The organism is Streptococcus acidominimus (assembly GCF_001921825.1).
GTDB lineage: Bacteria > Bacillota > Bacilli > Lactobacillales > Streptococcaceae > Streptococcus > Streptococcus acidominimus.
In genome coordinates, this window is the sequence record NZ_MSJL01000025.1 from 1 (window position 1) to 22619 (window position 22619).

At 41.9% G+C, this 22619-nt stretch carries 15 protein-coding genes, 1 pseudogene and 1 riboswitch; of the genes and pseudogenes, 2 read left to right on the forward strand and 14 right to left on the reverse strand.

Annotated elements, in window-relative coordinates:
- Positions 1-111: pseudogene (locus BU200_RS10930) on the forward strand (IS5/IS1182 family transposase); the annotation flags it as partial.
- A 53-nt stretch (positions 112-164) separates the two neighbouring features.
- Here the strand turns inward: BU200_RS10930 and BU200_RS06265 are convergent.
- The 9 genes from BU200_RS06265 to BU200_RS06305 all read right to left on the reverse strand — a co-directional run bounded on the left by BU200_RS06265 (position 165) and on the right by BU200_RS06305 (position 13263).
- Positions 165-1859: a cache domain-containing sensor histidine kinase gene (locus BU200_RS06265; protein WP_075099361.1), complete on the reverse strand. Its 1695-nt coding sequence runs from the start codon at positions 1857-1859 to the stop codon at positions 165-167.
- Positions 1856-2590: a response regulator transcription factor gene (locus BU200_RS06270; RefSeq protein ID WP_075099362.1), complete on the reverse strand. Its 735-nt coding sequence runs from the start codon at positions 2588-2590 to the stop codon at positions 1856-1858. Before BU200_RS06270 ends, BU200_RS06265 begins: the two co-directional genes overlap by 4 nt.
- Positions 2591-3042: 452 nt before the next feature.
- On the reverse strand, positions 3043-4161 hold the full coding sequence (msrB, locus tag BU200_RS06275; protein WP_075099363.1) for a peptide-methionine (R)-S-oxide reductase MsrB: 1119 nt from the start codon (positions 4159-4161) through the stop codon (positions 3043-3045).
- Between the two features lie 10 nt (positions 4162-4171).
- Positions 4172-4792 (reverse strand): redoxin family protein, encoded by a 621-nt coding sequence (locus BU200_RS06280; protein WP_075099364.1) that lies wholly within the window; start codon positions 4790-4792, stop codon positions 4172-4174.
- A gap of 31 nt (positions 4793-4823) precedes the next feature.
- Positions 4824-5531 (reverse strand): thiol-disulfide oxidoreductase-associated membrane protein CcdA2, encoded by a 708-nt coding sequence (gene ccdA2 / locus BU200_RS06285; protein WP_075099365.1) that lies wholly within the window; start codon positions 5529-5531, stop codon positions 4824-4826.
- Positions 5532-5726: 195 nt separating this feature from the next.
- Positions 5727-7052 carry a branched-chain amino acid transport system II carrier protein gene (gene brnQ, locus BU200_RS06290; RefSeq protein ID WP_075099366.1) on the reverse strand — a complete coding sequence of 442 codons (1326 nt, stop codon included), beginning with the start codon at positions 7050-7052 and terminating at the stop codon, positions 5727-5729.
- Between the two features lie 811 nt (positions 7053-7863).
- Positions 7864-9699 (reverse strand): heavy metal translocating P-type ATPase, encoded by a 1836-nt coding sequence (locus BU200_RS06295; protein ID WP_075099367.1) that lies wholly within the window; start codon positions 9697-9699, stop codon positions 7864-7866.
- Positions 9700-9756: 57 nt separating this feature from the next.
- Positions 9757-9863: riboswitch (NiCo riboswitch) on the reverse strand.
- Between the two features lie 957 nt (positions 9864-10820).
- Entirely contained in the window at positions 10821-12128 is a 1308-nt protein-coding gene (gene eno, locus BU200_RS06300; RefSeq protein WP_075099368.1) for a surface-displayed alpha-enolase, read from the reverse strand.
- 124 nt (positions 12129-12252) lie between these two features.
- Positions 12253-13263, reverse strand: coding sequence for a YeiH family protein (locus tag BU200_RS06305; RefSeq protein WP_083609372.1), 1011 nt, complete (start codon positions 13261-13263; stop codon positions 12253-12255).
- 1098 nt (positions 13264-14361) lie between these two features.
- Here BU200_RS06305 and BU200_RS06315 point away from each other — a divergent pair.
- Positions 14362-14808, forward strand: a complete 447-nt coding sequence (locus BU200_RS06315) for a DUF1694 domain-containing protein (protein WP_075099371.1) — start codon at positions 14362-14364, stop codon at positions 14806-14808.
- 179 nt (positions 14809-14987) lie between these two features.
- On the opposite strand, the gene serB is transcribed toward BU200_RS06315, so the two are convergent.
- The 5 genes from serB to BU200_RS06340 form a co-directional block, all read right to left on the reverse strand.
- Positions 14988-15632 (reverse strand): phosphoserine phosphatase SerB, encoded by a 645-nt coding sequence (gene serB, locus BU200_RS06320; RefSeq protein WP_075099372.1) that lies wholly within the window; start codon positions 15630-15632, stop codon positions 14988-14990.
- 74 nt (positions 15633-15706) lie between these two features.
- Positions 15707-17431: a septation ring formation regulator EzrA gene (gene ezrA, locus BU200_RS06325; RefSeq protein WP_075099373.1), complete on the reverse strand. Its 1725-nt coding sequence runs from the start codon at positions 17429-17431 to the stop codon at positions 15707-15709.
- Between the two features lie 88 nt (positions 17432-17519).
- Positions 17520-19472 carry a DNA topoisomerase (ATP-hydrolyzing) subunit B gene (gene gyrB / locus BU200_RS06330; RefSeq protein ID WP_075099374.1) on the reverse strand — a complete coding sequence of 651 codons (1953 nt, stop codon included), beginning with the start codon at positions 19470-19472 and terminating at the stop codon, positions 17520-17522.
- Positions 19473-20040: 568 nt separating this feature from the next.
- Positions 20041-20580: a DJ-1 family glyoxalase III gene (locus tag BU200_RS06335; protein ID WP_075099375.1), complete on the reverse strand. Its 540-nt coding sequence runs from the start codon at positions 20578-20580 to the stop codon at positions 20041-20043.
- A gap of 7 nt (positions 20581-20587) precedes the next feature.
- Complete coding sequence (locus tag BU200_RS06340) at positions 20588-21814, reverse strand: FtsW/RodA/SpoVE family cell cycle protein (RefSeq protein ID WP_075099376.1); 1227 nt, start codon at positions 21812-21814, stop codon at positions 20588-20590.
- Between the last annotated feature and the right edge of the window lie 805 nt (positions 21815-22619).

Here is a 22619-nt window from a genome sequence, read left to right on the forward strand (position 1 = left end):
GCGAAGTTTAAGACTTTTCAAATCATGAAACAAGACTATCGTGGTCGGAGAAAACGTTTTGAAATACGTGCTGAGTTAATTTGTGGGATTATTAATTTTGAAACCAAGTAGTTACCGAACAAGTCTAATATCTTTTAATATTTTTCTAAAAATATCCAATAACCTTATTTTTTGAAAAAGAAAAGCGAAATAATTGTATGAGAACCTTTTTTTGAGTCAATCTGCATCTGATACTGCTCTTCAAATTGTAGGCGCAAGCGTTGATGAACATTTGTAAGACCGACACCTCCTAGCTTGATCAAAAGATTTTCTGTCGTATCTTGAGCGATAAAGCCACGACCATTGTCAGAGATGGAAATAACCAGAAAATTGTCTTTTTCTTTAACAGACACGCGCACCAAACCTTGTCCCTTTATTTCTTTTATTCCGTGATAGATAGCATTTTCAACCAAGGGTTGCAAGACCAACTTAGGCAGTTGGAAATGGTCATATCGCTCATCTTCTTCGATTTCATAGGTCAACTTATCCCCGTAGCGCTGTTTTTGGATAAAAAGATACTGGCGTACATGGTCAATCTCATCTTTTAAGGCAATCTGTTCGTTCCCCTGATTAAGGGCAAGACGGAAGTACTTAGCGAGCGACTTGGTCACTTCGACTACTTTCTCACTATCGTTAAACTCTGCCATCCAAACAATTGTGTCTAGGGTATTGTAAAGGAAATGCGGATTGATTTGACTGGAGAGGGCTTGCAGTTCGTAGTTTCGGACATTTTGTTCTTCTTCTTTGACAGCTAACATCAATTTATCAATCTGATCTAACATGCGGTTAAAGTGATGGGCTAAATCTACCAATTCAGGAGCCCCTTCTTCTTTCGCACGCAGGCTGGCGTCACCATCTCCAATCGCCAAAATAGTTTCCTGTAAATCTCGCAGGGGCTTAAGCCAGTGACGTAAGATGGCCCAGATCCCCAAAAGGCAGATCCCCAAGGCTAAGAGACCCGTGACCACAAAGGACATCAGCATCTGTCCTTGTAACTGGTGGAGATTTTCCAAGGAAGCAACCCCGATAACCACCCAGTCGCTCTCTGGAATCTGGTACTGATAGGCATAGGACGCGCCTTGATTGACATAACCATCTTTTGTAAGGATATAGGGTTCTAAGGCTTTCATCTCTTGGCTGGATGAATAGACGCTTTTTTTAGGGTGATAGACAAATTCATGCTTGCTATTGATGATAAAGGTAAAGCCATCTGCCCCCAATTGCAGACGATCCAAATAACGCGAGAGGGTGTCGTAGGCAATATCCAGACGCAGGACGGCAAGATTATTTCCTTGACTATCTACCACTTCTTGGGTAATGGAGACTACCCACTTGTCATTTGATTCTGAAAGATTCTGACGCGCAGGGGTCAGGACAGGCATAGCATGTTCCTGAATAGCTGCCTGATACCAAGCCTCTTTCATCATATCGCTAGAGGTCTTCATGCTGGACGCCTCATCCGTTGCCACCAAGTAACCCGATTTTGTAACAAGGAGGGCTGAAACCAGATCATGATCCGTTGATAAAATCGTATCGAACAACTTTCGGAGGTGTTGCTCATTTTCAGCAGTGGAATCTTTTGCATAGGCCTTGACCAAGTCATTCCTTGCAAGACCGCTGGTTGTTCCCTTTAGTTTTTCCAAGTAGGACTGGACGAATTGTCCACTTTGCGAAATGGTGTTTTGCGTGCTTTTCTCAGTCATTTCTCGAATGAGGCTAGAAGTCGTATGATAGTAAGCTGCACCGACAATATCTAGGAGGATCAGCATGGTCATAGCAATGTAGACAACCATTTGGACAAAGAGAGAATAGCGTTTCATCCTTGTTCTCCTTTCTTAAATTGGCGCGGTGTCATGCCTACAACCTGCTTGAAGCGTTGTGAGAAATAGTTCATATCTTCAAAGCCCACTTGCTCTGCTATTTCATAAATCTTCAAATCTGTCGTTAAGAGCAGGAGCTTGGCCTTTTTTATCCGCTCCTGAATCAGATAGTCTTGAAAGGGCATGCCCAGTTCCTTTTTCAAAACGAGGCTAAGATGAGAGGGGCTAAAGCCTAGATCTTGAGCGAGAGTTTTGAGCGATAAATCCCGATCTGCCAAGCGTTCTTGGATCAGCAGGGCGAGGCTCGACTCCTCACTTTTCTGGACTAGCTCGCGAATCTGCTGGCGCTTTTCTTCTCTATCTAGTTTGTCTTTCAGCTTGAGGAGCATTTCCTCCACATCAGCTTTAGAAAAGGGCTTGAGGAGGTAGTCATCTGCTCCTAGTTTGACAGCCGAGAGGGCATAGTCGAAATCATCATAGCCCGTCAAAAAGACGATATGGGTCTCTGGGTAATGCTCCCTCACCAATTGTGCCAAGCGGATACCATTCATGCGGGGCATATTGATGTCGGTCAAGAGAATAGCTGCCTGCTCTTTTTGAAACAATTCCCAAGCCTCCAAGCCATTTTCAGCTTCTGCTAAGACCTCCATCCCCAACTTTTCAAAATCAATCAGGGAGGAAATTCCCTGCCGGACAAGGTATTCATCCTCTACAATCATCATTTTATACATGTATTTCTCCTGTCCTATGCTTCTACTCCTAAAAGCAACTTCTTATAGTCACTTCATTTCTCTTTTATAATGAACACGCCCTAAACTCTGTGTAAAAACGGTGTTCCCTTTAACTAATTACAGATTAGGCAATAGGCCGAAAGGGAGGTACAGTTGTAATTAGCTAAAGATTAGAACACTCGTATCTCTATTTTCCGTTCTTTTAGCTTGAGATCAGCTACACCATGGCTCTTGACAACGTACCTTTTTGAATTTTAAAGAGGATCAACTACCTGCAACTCCTTGCCTAGTACGAAACAGATACTAAACAATCGTATCTCTCATTGCTCTATTCAATGCCTCGTTCATCAGAAATAAGGCGAGTTTCCTCGCCTTATCATTCCAATCATCAAATGAAAGTCATTAGTCGATTCCTAAAATAGCCATCATCATTGCAGTTAGGAAAGAGGAGCTTACAGATAATCTAGCAGATAGCCGTAGCCTTTACTTTCCATTTCTGATTTTGGAATAAATTTGATGGACAGACTGTTAATGCAGTAGCGCAGACCACCTTTATCTTTGGGACCATCTGTAAAGACATGTCCCAGATGAGAATCACCCACTCGACTTCTCACCTCTGTCCGTACCATATTAAAACTATTATCGTCTTTATAGGTGATGACATCTGGACTAATTGGTTTTGAGAAACTTGGCCAGCCACAACCTGAATCATACTTATCTTTTGAAGAAAAGAGAGGCTCTCCTGTTACAATATCCACGTAGATACCCTCTTCAAATTGATCCCAATAGCGGTTTGAGAAGGCACGTTCTGTATCATTCTTTTGGGTCACAGCGTACTCTTCTGCTGTCAACATTTTCTTGATCTCTTCGTTGCTCGGTTTGTGATACAGACTGTCATCAATGATAGGGTAGCTAGCCTGATTGACATTGATGTGGCAGTAACCATTCGGATTTTTCTTCAGGTAATCTTGGTGATATTCTTCTGCTTCTACAAAATTTTCCAAGCTAGCTTTTTCAACAGCCAGTGGTTGCTCCAATTTCTTGGCTTGTTCATCAAAGACTTCTTCGATAAGCGCTACATCTTCTTCATCCGTATAATAAACTCCAGTTCGATACTGTGTTCCACGGTCATTGCCTTGTTTATTGACACTCGTTGGGTCAATAATCCGGAAATAATGGAGCAAAATCTCACGTAAGGAGATCTGATTCTTATCATAGGTTACTTTAACCGTTTCAGCATGACCTGTCTGGGCAATCAACTCATATTTAGTGGTATTGCCTCTGCCGTTCGCATAGCCAGATACAGCATCCGTTACACCTGCAACACGTGAGAAGTATTCTTCTACTCCCCAGAAACAACCACCTGCAAGATAAATTTCTCTAAGATCTTTCTTCATATTGTCTTTTTTATCCTTTCTTATAACTTGACTGCCTTGGTTCATACTTGCTTCCTTGATTTGAGAAGTAGATGACGTAGCAGAACCCGTCAAGAAGCGACTTCCTAATACAAAGACGAAAAGTATCAGCAAGGCACTACCGAGGAGGAGCAATAATTTGGACTTAACTTCCATAGCTTCCCTCCTACTTTATTTCTTGGAGCTTGTCTTTGATACCTGCTTGATCCATAAATCCTGGATGGACTTCTACCAATACACCATCACTACCAATAAAGGCTGAAGTCGGGTAAGCACGGACACCATATTCTTGCAATAGTTTTCCGCTTGTATCAAGAAGAACTGGCATGTGTTTGTAGTCAAGTCCATCATACCACTTTTTGAAATCTTCTGCAGACTTTTCGCCCATGTGACCAGGAGAAACGACTGTCAACACAACATAGTCCTTTCCTTCTACTTGGCTCGCAAGCTCATCTGTGTCATGCAAGGTTGAAAGGCAGATGGAACACCATGAAGCCCAGAATTTGAGGTAGACTTTTTTCCCCTTGAAATCAGATAACTGGTAGGTCTTCCCATCTATACCTTGTAAACTAAAATCCGGTGCTGGTTTTCCATTATTCATTGCTGTACTGTCTCCTTTCTTCATATCCTCTTCTTTCATGTCCTCTTTCTCATCAGACATCTTGTCTTCCTTTTTCATCATTGCACTATCCTCTGCTTTTTTCATATCCTCTTGCTTTTGAGTAGAGCAAGCCGTTAATAATCCGACTGATAAGAGGCTAGCAAGTAATACAGTTTTGTTTTTCATGAGATTTCTCCTTGTTATTATATTCTTTATCTTATCCCACTAATTGTGTAAAGATATTTAGGTTACCAAACATGAGCAAGATACCCATTAAGATAATAATCGCACCGCCGATCTTCTTCAAGAGTCCCATGTAAGGTTTAACTTTGCTGAAGTAGCGGAGGACAAATGAGGAAGCTAGGGCTAGCAATAAGAACGGTAGGGCAAGACCTAGTGTGTAGAGCAACATCAGGATGGCTCCTTGCCAAGCACCATTTCCTCCAGACGCTGCAATGGCAAGAACCGAACTAAGCACTGGTCCGACACAGGGCGTCCACCCAAAACTAAAGGTGAGACCGAGTAAAAAAGCATTGTAAAAATCATTGCGTTTTTTGTTCTGCTTGAATTGGACGCTCTTTTGTTTCTGCAGTTGCGTCAGATTGATAATCCCCATTTGGTGAATACCAAGGAGGATAACGATTGCTCCTAGAATATAGCGGAACCAATCTGCATAGAGGAGATTTCCGAGAAAGCCAGCTCCATAGCCCAAGATAATGAAAACCATGGATAGTCCTGCAATAAAACATAATGTTTTGAGAATACCATACCAGGCAATCTCAAGTCCTAAAAGCCGAATTGTCCTCGGCTCATCTGCATCCAGTAAGACCCCGACATAGACTGGTAAAAGGGGTAAGATACAGGGTGAAAAAAAGGATAACATTCCTGCCAAGAACACCGATAATAGAAATACAACTGATGTCATTTCATTGCTCCTTCTCTTTTTGTATCTCTAGTATAGTCTTCTGGAACCTTAAAAGCTAGAGAATTTGATATGAAAAAACTTGAATTTGATATGGAGTGTATCAGCTACTTCCTAAACCTCAAAAAGCCCAAGACCTAAAAACTATCTTTCACACAGTCTAAAAAAATCTACCACTTTCGTAATAGATTTAAGAGCTTATTCGATTTCAAATATTTCCGCCTTTTGCTTACCGGGCAGACAGATAGACAATAGAATGCCAACCACTGCTGGTACTAACCATGGAAGGGAGGCACCGGCAAATGGCAAGAGATTGATCACATGATTGACACTTTCTAATTTGAATTGTGTCCCGATAATCGTCGCAACTGCGATGAGAGTAACCGAAGCAATGGTCAATTGCATACCAATTTTTGATAGAGGAAGCAATCGATTGACAATGACCAGAAGCACAATAGCGATGGTGATCGGATAAAGAATTTGTAAAACAGGTACAGAGTAGGAAATAATAGCGGACAGACCGATATTAGCAATCCCAAAGCCAATCAAGGTAAAGAGAGTGGCGTAGACCTGATACCCTAAACGTGGGAAGGTTTTTACAAAGAACTCTGCAGTTGAAACAATCAAGCCAACTGTCGTTGTAAAGCAGGTCATGGTCACCATGATGGCTAGGAAGATCTGAGCGCTCGAACCAAAAATCGCTTGCGTAGCTTGCGACAAGACGTAAACACCCTTATTGGCATCAGAAGCCATCACATCCGCTGGAATCGGGAAATGATTCCCTAAGAATCCAAGTCCAATATACAGGGCACTAAAGCCTAGGGCCACTACCACTCCAACAATCCAAATCGTTGAAACATATTCTTTTTTAGAAGAAAATCCAAGCTGATTCATGGTCTCTACTGCAATGACGCTAAAGGCAACAGAAGCAAGGGCGTCTAGGGTATTGTAACCCTCTAAAAATCCTGTTCCAAAAGCAGATGTCATGTAGGCTCCAGATGCGGGCATAGGATTACCACTACCATACTTTGTAGCCCCTAAGACGACCAATACCACAATCAATAAGGCAAAGACTGGAGTCAAGATCCTTCCTACTAAATCCAAGATTTTAGATGGATTAAGCGAGATAAGATAGGCTGCAATAAAGTAGAAGAAGGTAAAGAGGAACAAGCTCCACTGGCTGCTACCTGATAGAAGCGGAGCAATACCTACTTCATAAGCTGTCGTTGCTGTCCTAGGAATCGCAAAGAAAGGACCGATAGACAGGTAGAGGGCTACTAGATAGGTCGTTGCAAACCACGGCGCAATTTTGCGCGAAATCTCATACACATAGCCTTTGGGATTTAAAGTTCCAATGATGAGGGTCAAGACAGCAATACCTACTCCTGACAAAACAAATCCACTAATGGCAGGCCAAAAATTCTGACCCGACAAGGCACCGAGTGTAGGCGGGAAAATTAAATTTCCTGCTCCAAAGAATATACCAAACAGGAGTAAACCTGTTAAGGCTCCCTTTTTTATCATAAAAATCTCCTTATAAATTCAATAGTCTTTATTATACCAAAAACTCTGTAAAAGATACCACTTACTTGTATTATTTAAAGGTTTTGTAAATTCAGAATCTTCCTATAAATCAATCATTGGCTTGAACAGCCTAAACACCTATCACACCGTGCTGATTTCAGTAACTGCTAAAGACAAAAGTTGAACTACCTTCCGCAATGTATCTCTTAACTATTACCCTCCCTCTTCTTCAAAGGAAGCAAGTTCATCTACTAGGTATCCAACTGCTAATCAATGGGAGAATGATTGATGTAAAATCTTTTTCCTTGCTCAAGGGCAGGATGAAAATAAATTGAGGGAGAGCATGAAAATCGTTTTATAGTCAATTAGTTTATCTTTTATTACTTCGTTAATTCGTCTTGTATAATTGAACTCGGGCTACGAGCTGTGCAAAAAAGATAGTTTTTCCTAGAACTTATAGTTCTTCGTCAAAACTCCTATTTTTGCTTTGCTCGTTTAACGCCCTTGTATCTTGTATAATTGAACTCGGGCTACAACTCACTGACAAAGCGTAATCGAAAAGTTGAGCAACTCTAGGTAACATCACAGTAGGCATCTGATTGTCGTTAGCACGCCAATCTCAAACAGTCTCTCCCAGACTGGTTTGACGAAAACTTCGTTTTCTTTATTTCCCACCTCAAACAGTCTCTCCCCAGACTGTTTGAGCTAATACTAAAAGTAAACTAAATATCTATATTTTTTAGCACTCGCAACATCTATTTCCAGATACTCATTTATATGTATTGTCTAAATATCTAGAAATTTTCTAATCTTACTTCCATTTCAACAACCTTAATCCATTTAAGATAACGAGGATCGTTGATACTTCATGAAAGAAGACACCTTTGGTCAAGTCCAAAATTCCCATAAAGTTCAACACGATTAAGAGAATGATGACAGCTATCGAAAAAGCAATATTAAAGCGGGTAATCCTACCGTATTTACGACTAAGTTGATACAGGACATTCACCTTGGTCAGATTGTTATGGATAATGATGATGTCGCTCATCTCAAGCGCTACATCTGTTCCACCACCCATGGCGATTCCAATCGCTGCATGAGCCAAGATTGGAGCATCATTGAGCCCATCTCCAATCATACCGACCACCCTATCCTCCTTAGCATATTCGTGCAAATAGTTCACCTTGTCCTCTGGCAGGCATTGGGCATGGACTGTTTCAATCTGCAATTGTTCCGCTACAAACTCGGCAGTTTCTCTCCTATCCCCCGTCAGCATGACAACTTCTACACCTGCCTGTTGCAAAGCTGTCACTGTTGCCCTTGCTTCATCTCTTAGGGTATCAAGCAATTCAATAAAACCAACAATCCGATTATGCTGTGCAATAAACAACAAACTTCCATAACTTTCTTTTGTCAAATAGCCATGCGGATCAGTAGCGGATTGGACAAACTGCTGATTGCCAATCATCAGATCTCCCATCTGAATCCCCTGTCCGACATGTTCCTTGACAGGCAAGGTGGTGTCCACTACACCGTAGTCTATATCGTTAAAGTGAGCCAAGATAGAAGTCGCTAAAGGATGGGTAGACCTGCTTTCCATGTATAATAGCAACGGCAACAGCTCCGGCTCGTCTAACTGATAGTCACTGACCTGAAATTTCCCTCTCGTCAAGGTTCCCGTTTTATCCGTACAGAGGACTGATAGCTGCATCATATTTTCCAAGACTTGACCATTTTTAATCAACATCCCATTCTTGGCACCAAAGCTCATGGCACTAAGCATGACAGGTGTAATAGAGGCAATCAAGGCACAAGGACTTGCTACCGTCAATAAAATCATGCCGCGGTAAAAGGCTTCAATAAAGGACTGCTGTTGAAGAAACATCAAACAGGCAATAAAAACTGCGACCCCAACCAAGACTGCTATCACGTATTTCTTTTGCAGTTGATGAATCCGTTGATCCCGCTTGCTCTGGCTACTACTAGCAGCTTGAATCAGCGATACAATCTGGGCATAGCGACTTTCTCCACTTTCCTTGCTAACCTGATAAGTAGCAGTATCACCTATATTCAATGTTCCCGCAAAGACCAAGTCCCCTTTAGCTTTCATGACAGGAAGACTTTCACCTGTCAGTAGGCTTTCGTCTACAAGCATCGGCTCCTGCGCTTTCCCATCTAGGGCTATTTGCTGTCCCTTTGCCACTACAAGAAGATCATCAATCTGTATCTCTTCCAGATCTCTCAACTCCACTTGCCCGTCACTTCGCAACACACTAGCCTGCTTAGGAACTTGGGTCATTAAGGTTTCCATGGTTACCATGGATTTTCGATAAACATAGTCTTCTAAGACCTCGGACGCCGCAAAGATAAAGAGCAGGATCGCCGCTTCGCTAAAATAACCGATAGCAACTGCCCCAAGGGCTGATAGGATCATCAATAAATCAACCTGAAAATCACCGGTATCACGCATCTCTTCAAAAACATCTTTGGCAATTGGCCCACCCAGTAAGATGATGGCTAAGCAAAATAAGCCGACACTCCAACTGCTCAAAAAATTCTCTAAAATGAGCCCCATTCCCAGACTGAGCATTCCTATAAGAAAAGCAAGGCCCCTTTTTGTTTTCAGGATCGTGTTGATAACGTTCATTGTATTTCCTCCTTTTGATATGAAAACAGAAAAAAGAGCACACCTATGGACAGTTTGTACTGTCTCACAGATATGCTCAGCTTGATACTAAACCACTTCTGCTGTCTACACATTTATAGACCCGGCTACGTAAATAAATTTACTGCTTGTTCATATTCTATTTATTTCTATTATCAGTATAGCATCTATTTCCAGGATTGTCAAGAAAATGATCTGCTCTACCTAGAAAATAATTGTGCGACTTTTCTACATAAGATATAGTTGTGCAGTTTACTTTTAGTAGTAGCTCAAACAGTCTGGGGAGAGACTGTTTGAGCTGGGAAATAAAGAAAACAAGGTTTTCGTCAAAACAGTCTGGGGAGAGAATGGGCGAGGTGGGAAATAAAGAAAACGAAGGTTTCGTCAAAACAGGCTGGGGAAAGACTGGGGGAGCTAGGAAATGAAGAAAACGAAGGTTTCGTCAAAACAGGCTGGGGAAAGACTGGGGGAGCTAGGAAATGAAGAAAACGAAGGTTTCGTCAAAAGTCGCAGGTAGTTGTCTAGTTAATAACTAGACAAGTGATAGATAAGAAAAGTGCAACTTTTCTCAATAGTACAATTTAAGATACGAGGACGTCAAAAAAGCGACCGAAAATTAGGAAACATGACGTAGAAGCGTAGCTTATAGGAATGTTTATCCCTAAAGGGAGCCACACCTGTAAGCAACTAAAGTTGCAACAGTTGGGTCTCTTTTTTCCGAGCTTTTAGTCCGAGTTCAATTACACAAGGTGAGTTAACGAAGTAATAAAAGTAAACTGAGCGACTATACAAGGACATTAAAAGCGACTATCCCCTTGGGGCGTACGGTCTGCAACAGCTACGGCAAAAATAGGAGACTCACAGAGACTAGAGGGAGTTTACTGCGGAAACTTCTATTTCTCAAATCTATGCCCAGACTCTTGAAGCCGTTTCGTCCTTGAAACAGCAATCTATAAACATAAGGCTGCTCTCTTACTATACAAAAAATACAGCATTTCAAGTACGGGATAGTACAGAGGGTAGTAAATTCTAAAAAACACCCTAGGAAAGAATCCTAGAGTGTTGATAGTTCGAGGCTTTACGCCCCTAACCTCATCAAGAGATTATTTTTTCAAGTTGTAGAAAGAGTTCAACCCTTTGTAAACTGCAACTTCACCAAGTTGATCTTCAATACGAAGCAATTGGTTGTATTTAGCAATACGGTCAGTACGTGACAATGAACCTGTCTTAATTTGACCTGCATTTGTTGCAACCGCGATGTCAGCGATTGTTGAATCTTCAGTTTCACCTGAACGGTGTGATACAACCGCAGTGTAACCAGCTTCTTTCGCCATTTCAATCGCTTCAAATGTTTCAGTAAGAGTACCGATTTGGTTTACTTTGATAAGGATTGAGTTTGCAGCTCCTTCTTTGATACCGCGTGCTAGGTAGTCTGTGTTTGTAACGAAGAAGTCATCACCAACCAATTGAACACGTTTACCAAGACGTTCAGTAAGAGCTTTCCATCCATCCCAGTCATTTTCATCCATACCGTCTTCGATAGTGATGATTGGGTATTTGTTTACCAATTCTTCAAGGTAGTCAATTTGCTCTGCAGAAGTACGGACAGCAGCGCCTTCACCTTCAAATTTAGTGTAGTCATACACTTTACGCTCTTTGTCGTAGAATTCAGATGATGCACAGTCGAAACCAATCATGATTCCATTTTCACCAGCTTCGTAACCAGCTGCTTCGATTGCTTCGATGATTGTTTCAACACCGTCTTCAGTTCCTTCAAATTTAGGAGCGAATCCACCCTCATCACCAACAGCTGTTACCAAACCGCGTGCTTTAAGGATTTTCTTCAAAGCGTGGAATACTTCAGCACCCCAACGAAGACCTTCTTTGAATGTAGGTGCACCAACTGGCAAGATCATAAATTCTTGGAAAGCGATTGGAGCATCTGAGTGAGAACCACCGTTAATGATGTTCATCATTGGTGTTGGAAGAACTTTTGTATTGAATCCACCAAGGTAGCTGTAAAGTGGGATTTCAAGGTAGTCAGCAGCAGCGCGTGCTACGGCGATAGACACACCAAGGATTGCATTGGCACCCAATTTACCTTTGTTTGGAGTACCATCAAGAGCGATCATTGCGCGGTCAATAGCTTGTTGGTCGCGGACATCGTAACCGATGATAGCATCTGCAATAACATTGTTTACGTTATCAACAGCTTTTTGTGTACCAAGACCAAGGTAACGAGATTTATCTCCATCACGAAGCTCAACTGCTTCATGTTCACCAGTAGAAGCTCCTGAAGGAACCATTCCACGACCGAATGCGCCTGATTCAGTGTACACTTCTACTTCAAGTGTTGGGTTACCGCGTGAGTCTAGGACTTCGCGAGCGTAAACATCAGTAATAATTGACATTTTTTACTCTCCTTTGAGTTAATTTTATTTACTAAACCATGTTACCTCAAAAACGCATTTTTTTCAAGGAAAAACTTACTTTTTTTGCATCTGTTGCAATGATAGCGTTTCCCACTTTCTACTTCTACCCAATTCGGAAAGCAAAGATCAATAATAGGGCGATTGCTAGCTGAAATAGACCAATGAAACCCATGTAAATTAAAAATCTCGGACCTTCTTGCAGAAATTTCTTAAAGTCCAAACGTAGGCCAATAGCTGCAAGTGCTATCATTTCAAACCAAGAGCTAAAGAACTTTGAAACTAGGCTGAAAGAATGGGGGAGGGAGAGGGCGCTATTCAGAAAACAAAGAAGCAAAAAAGCTAGAATATACCAAGGAATATTATGAAAGATAGACTTTTCAGAATTATTTTCAGTTGTAAAATCCTGCTTTTTCTTGACCATCAATCGTTCAAAGGCAAAGACCACGACCACTAGAAATAGAATCCGTGTAATCTTAAACAGGGTCGCATACTGGGTAACCTGGGGATTAATCAGGCTGGCTGATGCCACTACCTGCCCAACAGACTGCAGTACACCACCTGTTAGGGCGCTATTTGCCAAGTCTGAAAATCCCAAAATCTGCACACCAACAACGGGTAAGACAAACATCAAAATGGTCCCTAAGAGATTGATGAGGACAATTGCTTGTCCCTTATCCCTGCTATCGGCCTTGATAGCTGGTGCAATGGCTCCGATAGCAGATGAGCCACAGACAGCGTTTCCTCCTGCAATCATGAGAGACATTTCATCCTTAAATCCTAGTCTTTGTCCTAAAAAATAGGTAAAGAGAATAACGCTGGTCATCATGAACACAATATAGAATAGCCCTGAAAGACCTAGCACTCCAATCGTTTGAAAGGTCACTGTCAGCCCCAGTAGAGCTACTGAAAGCTCCAACAGCCTACTTTCTGAAAACTTGGTTCCTTTTTCCAAGCGCTGACTTCTACACACTGTATTTCCTAGAATGATACCGATACAAATCGATAAACTAGCCGCACCGATACTAGGCAAAAAGACTGCTACTCTTTTGGCAATAAAGGCCACCAAAAAGGACAGAAAAAAACCTGGTAAAATTTCCCGATTGAATAATTTCATAACGATCTCCTTTGTCATACTGATACTAGGTGAAAATCAAATTGAAAAGTTGTTATAGTCATTTAGTTTATCTTTTATAATTGAACACGCTCTAAACTCTGTGTGAAAACTGTATTCCCTTGAGCTAATTACAGCCATACCTACTTCTTAGGAAGTAGGCTGAAAACCTCCACTGGAGCTTTTCACTCGTCAAATTTTCTAGTTTGCCGTAGCTGTTGCAGGCTATGCCTGCTTTACAGATACAGTAATAACAGTCAGGGAAGTGACTATTATTACATGAAGAAGTGCGCTTTGAGTTTTTAACGCTCTCGTATCTTGTATAATTGAGTTCAGTCTAAAACCTCGGAAAAAAGAGACGCAGGTGTTCTAGCTTTAGCTAGTTACAGCTGTGGCTCCCTTTAGGGATAAATCTTCCTAGCTCTAAAGGTGTGGGATACCTTTGGAGGCGGGAAATAGAAGTTTGCGGAGCAAATTCTCATCTAAAAGTTCTGCGTCAAAACTCCTATTTTGCCGTAGCTGTTACGAGCTTGCTCGTTGTACAGATACGGTATTAACAGTCAGGGAAGTGACTGTTAATACATAAATGGGGTATGCCTTTGCTCGCTTCCACAGTCTAGGAATAGACTGGGGAAGGTTGGAAATAAAACGAGTGCAACTCGTGTCAAACAGTCTAGGAATAGACTGGGGAAGGTTGGAAATAAAACGAGTGCAACTCGTGTCAAACAGTCTAGGAATAGACTGGGGAAGGTTGGAGATAAAACGAGTGTAACTCGTGTCAAACAGTCTGGGAATAGACTGGGGAAGGTTGGAAATAGAACGAGTGCAACTCATGTCAAACGCCCTCGGATCTTGGGTAATTGAAGGATTTACAGATACGGTTATCTGCTATCTTAGGAAGCAGATTGTCTTGCAATCAATGAGTTTGGTCTTTTTGCCAGAGAGTTCTAGCTCGAAGCCAATTCATCAAGACAAGGTGAGAGCGTATCCTTTTGATTTTCGTAGAGTACAACTTTATTGTACCATAGTTTGCTCCACTTTTCGTGGTAAAGATTATTTCCCTCTATTTGCTGAGCCACTCTTTTATGGTATACTAGGGATATGAAAGATATCAATACCCTCATTATGCAACAGGCTGCTGGTGGCTTGAAAGTCAATCCAGATGAGCAGCGAACATTTTTAAATACCTTTGAAGAACGTGTGATCGGTTTGTGCAGTCTTGATGAAGCCAATTCACAAGAGTTTGCGGAACATTTCAAAGAAATTCTAAAGAAGATTAGGCAAAATTTCACGCCTGTCTTGGTCAAGATTTCCCCCTTTATCGACGATCAAAAGCAGATTTTCTATCTGAAAACAGCGCAAGAATTAGGATGTGAAGCGACTATTGTCACGGAAGACTGCGCTACTCTCTTTGGCTTGGTCATTCATACCGATTGTCCTAGTCAGGTTAATGAGCGAGAACTTTCAAGGCAATTTGCTCATCTCCTCCATCCTACTCCTACTAAAGCGGAGAAAAAGCCCTCTTTTTGGAAAAAATTATTTGGTTAAGTCGAGATATAAAACAGGTAGCGACACAAGATCCTACCTATTTTATATAGTCATTTTATTTTCTTCGAAAGTCACAGGTAGTTGAAACTCTTTAAAAATCAAAAAGATACTTTGTCAAGAGCCTTGGTGAAATAACGAAGCAATAAAACATAAACTAGATGAGGCTAGCGTCGAATCGATTATTTGGAGACAGCGTCCATTACTTCAAGAACTTTCGCAAGATTTTTTTCATTGATCTGGTAAGGAGCCTGTTCTTGTACAATCGTTTTAGCACAAAAAGCAATCCCAAGACCTGCCGCCTGTATCATTGGCAAGTCATTGGCACCATCTCCTACCGCAATTGTCTGCGTCATATCCAAGCCATTGTCAGTCGCCCATTGCTTGAGACAGGCTTTTTTTGTTTCCTTGGTGACGATATGACCTCGAACACGACCGGTGAGAACCCCTGCCTCTACTTCCAATCGATTGGCCTTAACGTAATCAATGCCTAGCTTTTTAGCAAGGACATCAACCGTTTCATGAAAGCCTCCTGAAACAACAGCAACCTTGTAGCCCCTCTTGTGCAAGGTTTCAACCAGCTCTTTGGCACCAGGGGTAAAGTGGATCTTTTCTAAAATACCTTCAAAAACGCTGACGGGCAAGCCTTTTAATAGGGCGACCCGTTCGGCTAACGCCTCTTTAAAATCAAGTTCGCCCCGCATGGCACGTTCAGTAATATTCGCAACTTCACTTCCAACACCTGCCTCTTCTCCTAGCAAGTCAATTCCTTCTTCTAAAATCAGGGTGCTATCTACATCCATGACCAGTAGTCCTTTTACAGTCATTTTTTCCTCCTTATACTCGTCAAAAATCAAAATTAGCTATGAGTATAAAACAAAAAGCCTCAAGGCTTTTTGTTCTAGTAACGAATGGTTTCTCGTGTCTTTTCATACGAACGGACAAAACGTTCTGTTACTCCTGGCTCAACAGCCTCCAAGGCAAATGAAATTTCTTCAAATGCTGCTTGATAATCGTAGTCCTTCTCAAAAATCGCCAAGGCGCGGGTAAAGGCTTGTTGAATGGAAGCATTTGATGAACGGTAGCGGTTTGAGTATTGCAATAGTTGCTCCGTTAGAGCCGCATTTTGAACAATGGTATAGGCCACTTCTTCTAACTCGCTCATATCAAATGTAGCATTTTCTAGCAAGCGATTGATAATTTCAATATTCATTCGCTTGTAATCCAGTTCCGCCAACAAGGCTTCCACATGACCACTGGCTCTGAAGAAGACGGACAAGAAGTCCTCCGGAATCCCTGGTAGGCTCCGTTTTTCCATGTAGCGTTTCAAGGTGTGCAACTGATTGATATAGAGGGTAGCTTTCTTGCGAGCATTGGTTTCAGATACCTCTTGTGATTTCAGATAATCTGCCAGTACCAACTGCTCCTCCTCCATTTGCTTAAGGGTGGTAAGAGAATGCTCTAAGCGTTCCTCAAGAATAGAATAAGCAACTTGTGGTGTTTCTAGTTCTGCAATACTATCATGTACAACTGTTTCCATTGATGATAGATTAGCTGTGAGTTTTGAAATACGGGAGAGCTTGCTTTCCGCCAAAATATAGGTTTGGTTCAAGCGCTCTGCTTCCGCTGTCAAAATACCTGTATTGTGAACAACGTGTTCAAGGAATTTTGGTAGATTTTTGCTAATCTTCACAGCTGCCTTGTGCGCTTCGATTTCACGCGTAAAGATTTGGTATAGGAAGTCGATCTTCGTTTGGATTTCTCCGATTTCTGCCTCAGCAGCATCCAAGTCAAATGATACGATAAGGGCAGTTGTTTCACGAACAGCTACTCGAATTTCTTGGAAACGAGACTCTACATTCCCTTCTGTAAATAAGTAGCCTTCATCCACTAATTTGCGGTAGCCTGCTTCCAAGTCTTCTAATTGGTCTGGTAAGGATTGGTTGACTTTCTCAATCAAGGCAGGAATCCGATCCATGATTTGATTGAGGGCAATCATGTGTTCTTCTGCCTTGTCTAAAATCCCCGCAGCTTCAATCGGATCTCCCGAAGAGTTAAGCATCACAAATTCAGAAAATTCAACTTCAATATTTTTAAGTTGTTTTTCCAATTCTGGCAAGGTTTCACCGTATTGTTCTGCATGCTCACGGACAGATTCTTGTAGGCTATCAAAGAGATCCAAGGCATGTTTGACACGACCTGAATTCTTTTCTTCCTGTTCCTTTAAGTCTTTTAGTCCTTGACGAATGGCAATAATATCTTCTTCAATCAAATCGATTTGGCTCTCGATACTATCAATAGCGTGCTTGGCACGAACAAATCGGAAAGAATTATTAAAGGCTTCTGCTTCAAAAATATGGTTTTCAATATCGGCAAAGGAATTGAGGGATAAATCTACCCATTTCTGATTCCATTCCCGGAAAGATACCTGACTTTGACCGATCAAATGCAGGCTCTTCACAGCCTCTACCTCATCATTGACAGGTAGATTGAATAAATCTTCTTTTCGATCTTCTAACGCAAGCAATAAATTATCATTTCGTTTACGGGCGATAAGGCAGGCAATATAAGCAATAATTAAGATAACAACAATCGCAACGATTAAAATGATTGTTCCTCTAGACATGTAAATCTCCTTAGATAATAGTTTGTACTGGAAAATATCGCTTTATTATATCATACTTTTTGGCGATATGCACTTGTTTTTTAGAAAATTAAACGTCAAGTGTTGAATAAACCGCATTTTCTTCGATAAATTCGCGACGAGGTTCCACCTTATCTCCCATGAGCATATCAAAAATTTTATCCGCCTCTGCTGCATCATCAACAGATACACGAGCCATTAGGCGATTTTCTGGATTCATTGTGGTTTCCCATAATTGATGATCATCCATTTCTCCAAGTCCCTTGTAACGTTGAATGGTTGGCTTAGAACGGCCTTGACTATGGCGCGCGAGTGCTTCCTGCAATTCCTGCTCTTGATTAACACTTGGTTGAATGTACTCCTTGACATCACTTCCAACCTTGACGCCATAAATCGGTGGTTGGGCAATGTAGACATAGCCAGCCTCAACAATTGGACGCATGTAGCGGTAAAAGAGGGTCAAGAGTAGGGTTCTGATATGGGCACCATCGACATCGGCATCGGTCATAATAACGAGTTTCTGGTAGCGAGCCTTGCTCACGTCAAATTCAGCTCCGAAGCCTGTTCCCATGGCAGTGAACAGACTACGAATTTCCTCATTGGCTAAGATTTTATCCATGCTTGCCTTTTCAACATTGAGAATTTTCCCGCGGATTGGCAAAATCGCTTGAAATTCACGATTGCGTCCTGACTTAGCTGATCCACCAGCTGAATCTCCCTCTACGATAAAGAGTTCGGTTTGGGCTGGATCGTTTGAAGAACAGTCTGCCAATTTTCCAGGCAGGTTTGAAATTTCCAAGCCTGATTTCTTACGGGTCACTTCCCTTGCTCGCTTGGCAGCAATCCGGGCCTTACTTGCTAAAATTCCCTTTTCTACAATGCGACGGGCAACCTGCGGATTCTCTAAGAGAAACTCTGAAAAAGCTTCAGAGAAGAGGCGATTGGTAATCTTAACCACTTCGCTATTTCCCAGTTTGGTCTTGGTTTGCCCTTCAAACTGCGGTCCGGGATGTTTGACAGAAATGACCGCTGTCAATCCCTCCCGAACATCCTCTCCTGTTAGGTTATCCTCATTTTCTTTGAGGAGTTTATTTTTCTTGGCATAGTCATTGATGACACGGGTCAGAGCTGTACGGAAGCCCTGCTCATGTGTTCCACCCTCATGGGTATGGATATTATTGGCAAAGCTGACCACATTTTCATGGTAGCTTGTCGTGTACTGCATAGCCACTTCAACTGTGATATCATCCATCTCACCGTCAGTATAGATCGGTGTTTCAAAGATGACATCCTTGTTTTCGTTGAGGTATTCAACGTAGGAAGCAATCCCTCCCTCATAGTGGTATTCCTTGCTTTGTTCCAATCCCTCACGCTTATCGGTAATGGACAAGTGCAAGCCACGATTGAGAAAGGCTAATTCCTGCACGCGCTTATTGAGCTTCCCAAAGTCAAACTCTGTCGTTTCAGTAAAGATTTCTGGATCGGGCGTGAAATGGACAGTTGTTCCTGTCATTTCTGTCTGATCAATGACTTTAAGATCTGCCACTACTTCCCCACGGCGGTATTCCTGATAGTAGACCTGACCATTCTTGTAGACGCGTACATCTAGTTGCGTTGATAAGGCATTTACAACGGAGGAACCTACTCCGTGCAAGCCACCGGATACCTTGTAGCCGCCACCGCCAAATTTTCCTCCAGCATGTAGCACGGTAAAGACTGTTTCAACCGCTGGGCGTCCTGTTTTTTCTTGGATATCGACTGGGATACCGCGTCCATTATCAACGACTGTGATCGAATTGTCTTTCTCAATGTAGAGTTCGATATGGCTCGCAAAACCAGCCAGAGCCTCGTCAATAGAGTTATCAACGATTTCCCAGACCAAGTGGTGCAAGCCCTCTTTAGAGGTTGAACCGATATACATTCCCGGACGCAAGCGCACCGCTTCTAATCCTTCCAAGACCTGAATCTGACTGGCATCATATTCTTGAGCCTTTTCCTGTAACTTATTGATTTCTTCTGTCATTCTTCTTCCTTCATTCTTCTGGCAAAACAGCCCTTTAAAACCCTATGGGCACACAAGTATCATGTTTGCTCTATTTGATTATCCTGCGCTAGCGCCAGAGTATTATCTAAATCCTCCAACAACCAACTATCATTTTAACTCACTTCGTCCGCTCTTTTTCCAAACTTTGGATACGAGACTGTTGTCACCTAAGTCTGGAAACTAAAAAGCAAGGACAGCTAGTGAACCTTCCAACACGAAGAACATAATCCTTTTACATATTGCCTCGGTTTTAACAGCTATTCTACAATCATCTATTCATCATCAGACTAGCAGAACTATAGTTGTTCAGTTTACTTTTAGTACTAGGCAACGAGTCGCAGGTAGTACTGGAGTACAGCAAGATGAGTTAACGAAGTAATAAAAGTAAACTGAGCGACTATAGTACCCTTTATTATATCATATTTTCTAGCATATTCCTACAAAAAAAGGAGGGAGAAATCGCCTTTCATAGAAATCGATTTTCGCCACTCCTTATCTGATACAATTATGGTCTAAGCTAGATCCTTGAACAATCAGAATATCACTTCTAGCCTTCATAAACCATTGCCTTTGCCAAGCTCGCCCCATCTCCACCAAGGAGGTCAACCAAGCGATAGGAAAAGTCTAAGGCTGTTCCTGCTCCACGACTGGTTATGATAGGACCATCAACAACCACCGTCTCTGTCACATATTGACCAGAAGCGATCCTTTCTTCCTGCCCGGGATAGCAGGTATAACGACGCTCTACTAGAAGCTCTGCTTTTTCCAAAACAATCGGCGCTGCACAAATAGCTGCTACATACTTGCCTTTTTCAGCCACTACTTGCAAGGCTGCAATCAAGCCTGCATGGTCGCGTAGGTTCACAGAACCTGGCATCCCTCCTGGTAAGACAACCATGTCATAGGCTGATAAATCTCCTGTAAAGACCTGATCCGCCTGTACCTTGATCCCATGCGAACCTTCAACTTCTAGGGCAGTCAAACCTACCATATCACATTCAATTGATACCCGGCGCAGAACATCCACTGGGGTGAGGGCTTCTATTTCTTCAAAACCATTTGCTAGTACAACTGCGACTTTTTTCATAATGTACCTATCTTTCTACACGCTTAATCGTGATTTTCTTATATGCCCGCGACTTATTATGGCGCTGTTCGTTGGACAAGGTATACTGATAACTCATAGACAACATCAAGCCAACACCGATCAGGTTGGAAATGATGGAAGAGCCACCTTGGGAGATAAAGGGCAGGGGAATACCTGTCAAAGGAAGGACACCGATGGCTGCCCCAATATTTTCAAAGACATGGAAGAGCAACATCATGATGTAACCTGTCGAGATATAGGTATAAAAACGATTATTCGATTGCAGAGTAATCCGCAGCATGCGGTAGATCAACAAGGTATACAGTCCGATCAGAGTCACTCCACCGATAAATCCAAAGTCTTCTCCAATGACCGTAAAAATCATATCGCTCTCCCGAACGGGAACAAGGAGATTGGTTTTATTAAACCCCAAACCTTTGAGTCCACCACTACCGATAGCTATTAAACTTTGTGCCTGCTGATAGGTCGTTGATTTTGCATTTTTAAAGGGATCCAGCCAGGCTACAATACGGTTGATTTTATAGGTATCCATGCCGATATTATGCAAGAAGGTTGTCCCACCCGGTGCTATGAAGAGAAGCAGGAAACCACCCAGCAAGACCAGAGCAGTAAGAAAGGTTGGGAGTAAAATCTTCCACGATACACCAGACAGCAGAACCATTCCACTAAAGATAGCGAGAAAGACTAAAGAGGTTCCCAAATCCTTTTGGAAGTAGAGGAGCAAGAGGACGGGAATCGTCCATGCTGCCAAATAGGCAATCAGCTGAAAATCTTTTTGAAGGGTCCTGACAGAATACTTCTTTTGAAAGCTCACAATGCTTCGCGCCATCATGACGATATAGGAAATTTTCATAAATTCAGAGGGCTGAAAGAGGGTTACTCCACGAATGGTCACCCAGTTCTTGGCTCCTGTTGAAGCTACTAATTCGGGACTATAAAATACCAAGGGTAAGACCATTAAAGCAAGCCCCAAGGCATATAAAATCGGTGTCACCGTCCATAAGAATTTGGTACTAAACAACATGACTAAAAAAGCAAGACCAATGCCTAAGAAAATCCAGATCAGCTGCTGACCGACAATGGGGGCTACGTTGTGGGGATAGTCCTGACTAACGGCAATATAAACAGAGGTAATACCGATCAGTAGCAAAAAAAACACGGGTAAGATGAGAGCATAGTCCACACGGCTCTCCAAGGAAGATGTCCTCTTCATTTTTCGTCCTCATACTTTCAATCAATTCACTGTTCCAGTATAGCAGAAAATAGAAATTTTTTGAACTGGGAAGCCAAAGAAAATTCCGGTGTATTTTCTGAAAAAAATGATAGAAGATAAGCCACCTAAATCAGCATGAACGGCTTATCCTCACAAAAATCATGAGGGCTTGCTCCGTCAACAGCTCTTGCCCTCCCCTAAAGCTCCCCACCTGTAAGCAGCTAAAATTGGAACAGCTTTGTGTCTAAAAAAGCTGGTAGTACTTACCATCTGTACGCAGACACAGCGCTCACAACTTCGTGGAGGCTTCATATTCTGCGAAGATCCGAAGAAATACCCTTCTATAGCCGTTTAGTTTATTCTTAGTACTAGGCAACGAGTCGCAGGTAGTTGTCTAGTTGATAACTAGACAAGTGATAGATAAGAAAAGTGTAACTTTTCTCAATAGTACAGCAAGACGAGTTAACGAAGTAATAAAAATATAAACTAAATGACTATATCATCACCTTTCTTCGTCTATTGCGACATTCAGTGGGTATCAATTAGCAATGGCGCGAAAAAACCTTTCCCGATTACTCGGAAAAGGCTTGATGTCAATAGTTTTAAGCAATAAATACACTCTTTTATTTGAGACCGTATTGATTACAGGTCACTATATCATCAACTTTCAACATCAATAGGAAGCTTATCATTTCACAGATTGAGAGGAATATTACTTTCCATCAGTCGTCATCACTTGTCAAAAATGGCAATCATTTTGGCAATCAAAAACAATATAGCTTGTCGGTATATAAAAGGATTATCT

What these genes read in the sequence shown, in the direction of transcription:
- BU200_RS06265 (WP_075099361.1), bottom strand. Translation starts at nt 1,859, where the DNA reads ATGAAACGCTATTCTCTCTTTGTCCAAATGGTTGTCTACATTGCTATG.
- BU200_RS06270 (WP_075099362.1), bottom strand. Translation starts at nt 2,590, where the DNA reads ATGTATAAAATGATGATTGTAGAGGATGAATACCTTGTCCGGCAGGGA.
- msrB (WP_075099363.1), bottom strand. Translation starts at nt 4,161, where the DNA reads ATGGAAGTTAAGTCCAAATTATTGCTCCTCCTCGGTAGTGCCTTGCTG.
- BU200_RS06280 (WP_075099364.1), bottom strand. Translation starts at nt 4,792, where the DNA reads ATGAAAAACAAAACTGTATTACTTGCTAGCCTCTTATCAGTCGGATTA.
- ccdA2 (WP_075099365.1), bottom strand. Translation starts at nt 5,531, where the DNA reads ATGACATCAGTTGTATTTCTATTATCGGTGTTCTTGGCAGGAATGTTA.
- brnQ (WP_075099366.1), bottom strand. Translation starts at nt 7,052, where the DNA reads ATGATAAAAAAGGGAGCCTTAACAGGTTTACTCCTGTTTGGTATATTC.
- BU200_RS06295 (WP_075099367.1), bottom strand. Translation starts at nt 9,699, where the DNA reads ATGAACGTTATCAACACGATCCTGAAAACAAAAAGGGGCCTTGCTTTT.
- eno (WP_075099368.1), bottom strand. Translation starts at nt 12,128, where the DNA reads ATGTCAATTATTACTGATGTTTACGCTCGCGAAGTCCTAGACTCACGC.
- BU200_RS06305 (WP_083609372.1), bottom strand. Translation starts at nt 13,263, where the DNA reads ATGAAATTATTCAATCGGGAAATTTTACCAGGTTTTTTTCTGTCCTTT.
- BU200_RS06315 (WP_075099371.1), top strand. Translation starts at nt 14,362, where the DNA reads ATGAAAGATATCAATACCCTCATTATGCAACAGGCTGCTGGTGGCTTG.
- serB (WP_075099372.1), bottom strand. Translation starts at nt 15,632, where the DNA reads ATGACTGTAAAAGGACTACTGGTCATGGATGTAGATAGCACCCTGATT.
- ezrA (WP_075099373.1), bottom strand. Translation starts at nt 17,431, where the DNA reads ATGTCTAGAGGAACAATCATTTTAATCGTTGCGATTGTTGTTATCTTA.
- gyrB (WP_075099374.1), bottom strand. Translation starts at nt 19,472, where the DNA reads ATGACAGAAGAAATCAATAAGTTACAGGAAAAGGCTCAAGAATATGAT.
- BU200_RS06335 (WP_075099375.1), bottom strand. Translation starts at nt 20,580, where the DNA reads ATGAAAAAAGTCGCAGTTGTACTAGCAAATGGTTTTGAAGAAATAGAA.
- BU200_RS06340 (WP_075099376.1), bottom strand. Translation starts at nt 21,814, where the DNA reads ATGAAGAGGACATCTTCCTTGGAGAGCCGTGTGGACTATGCTCTCATC.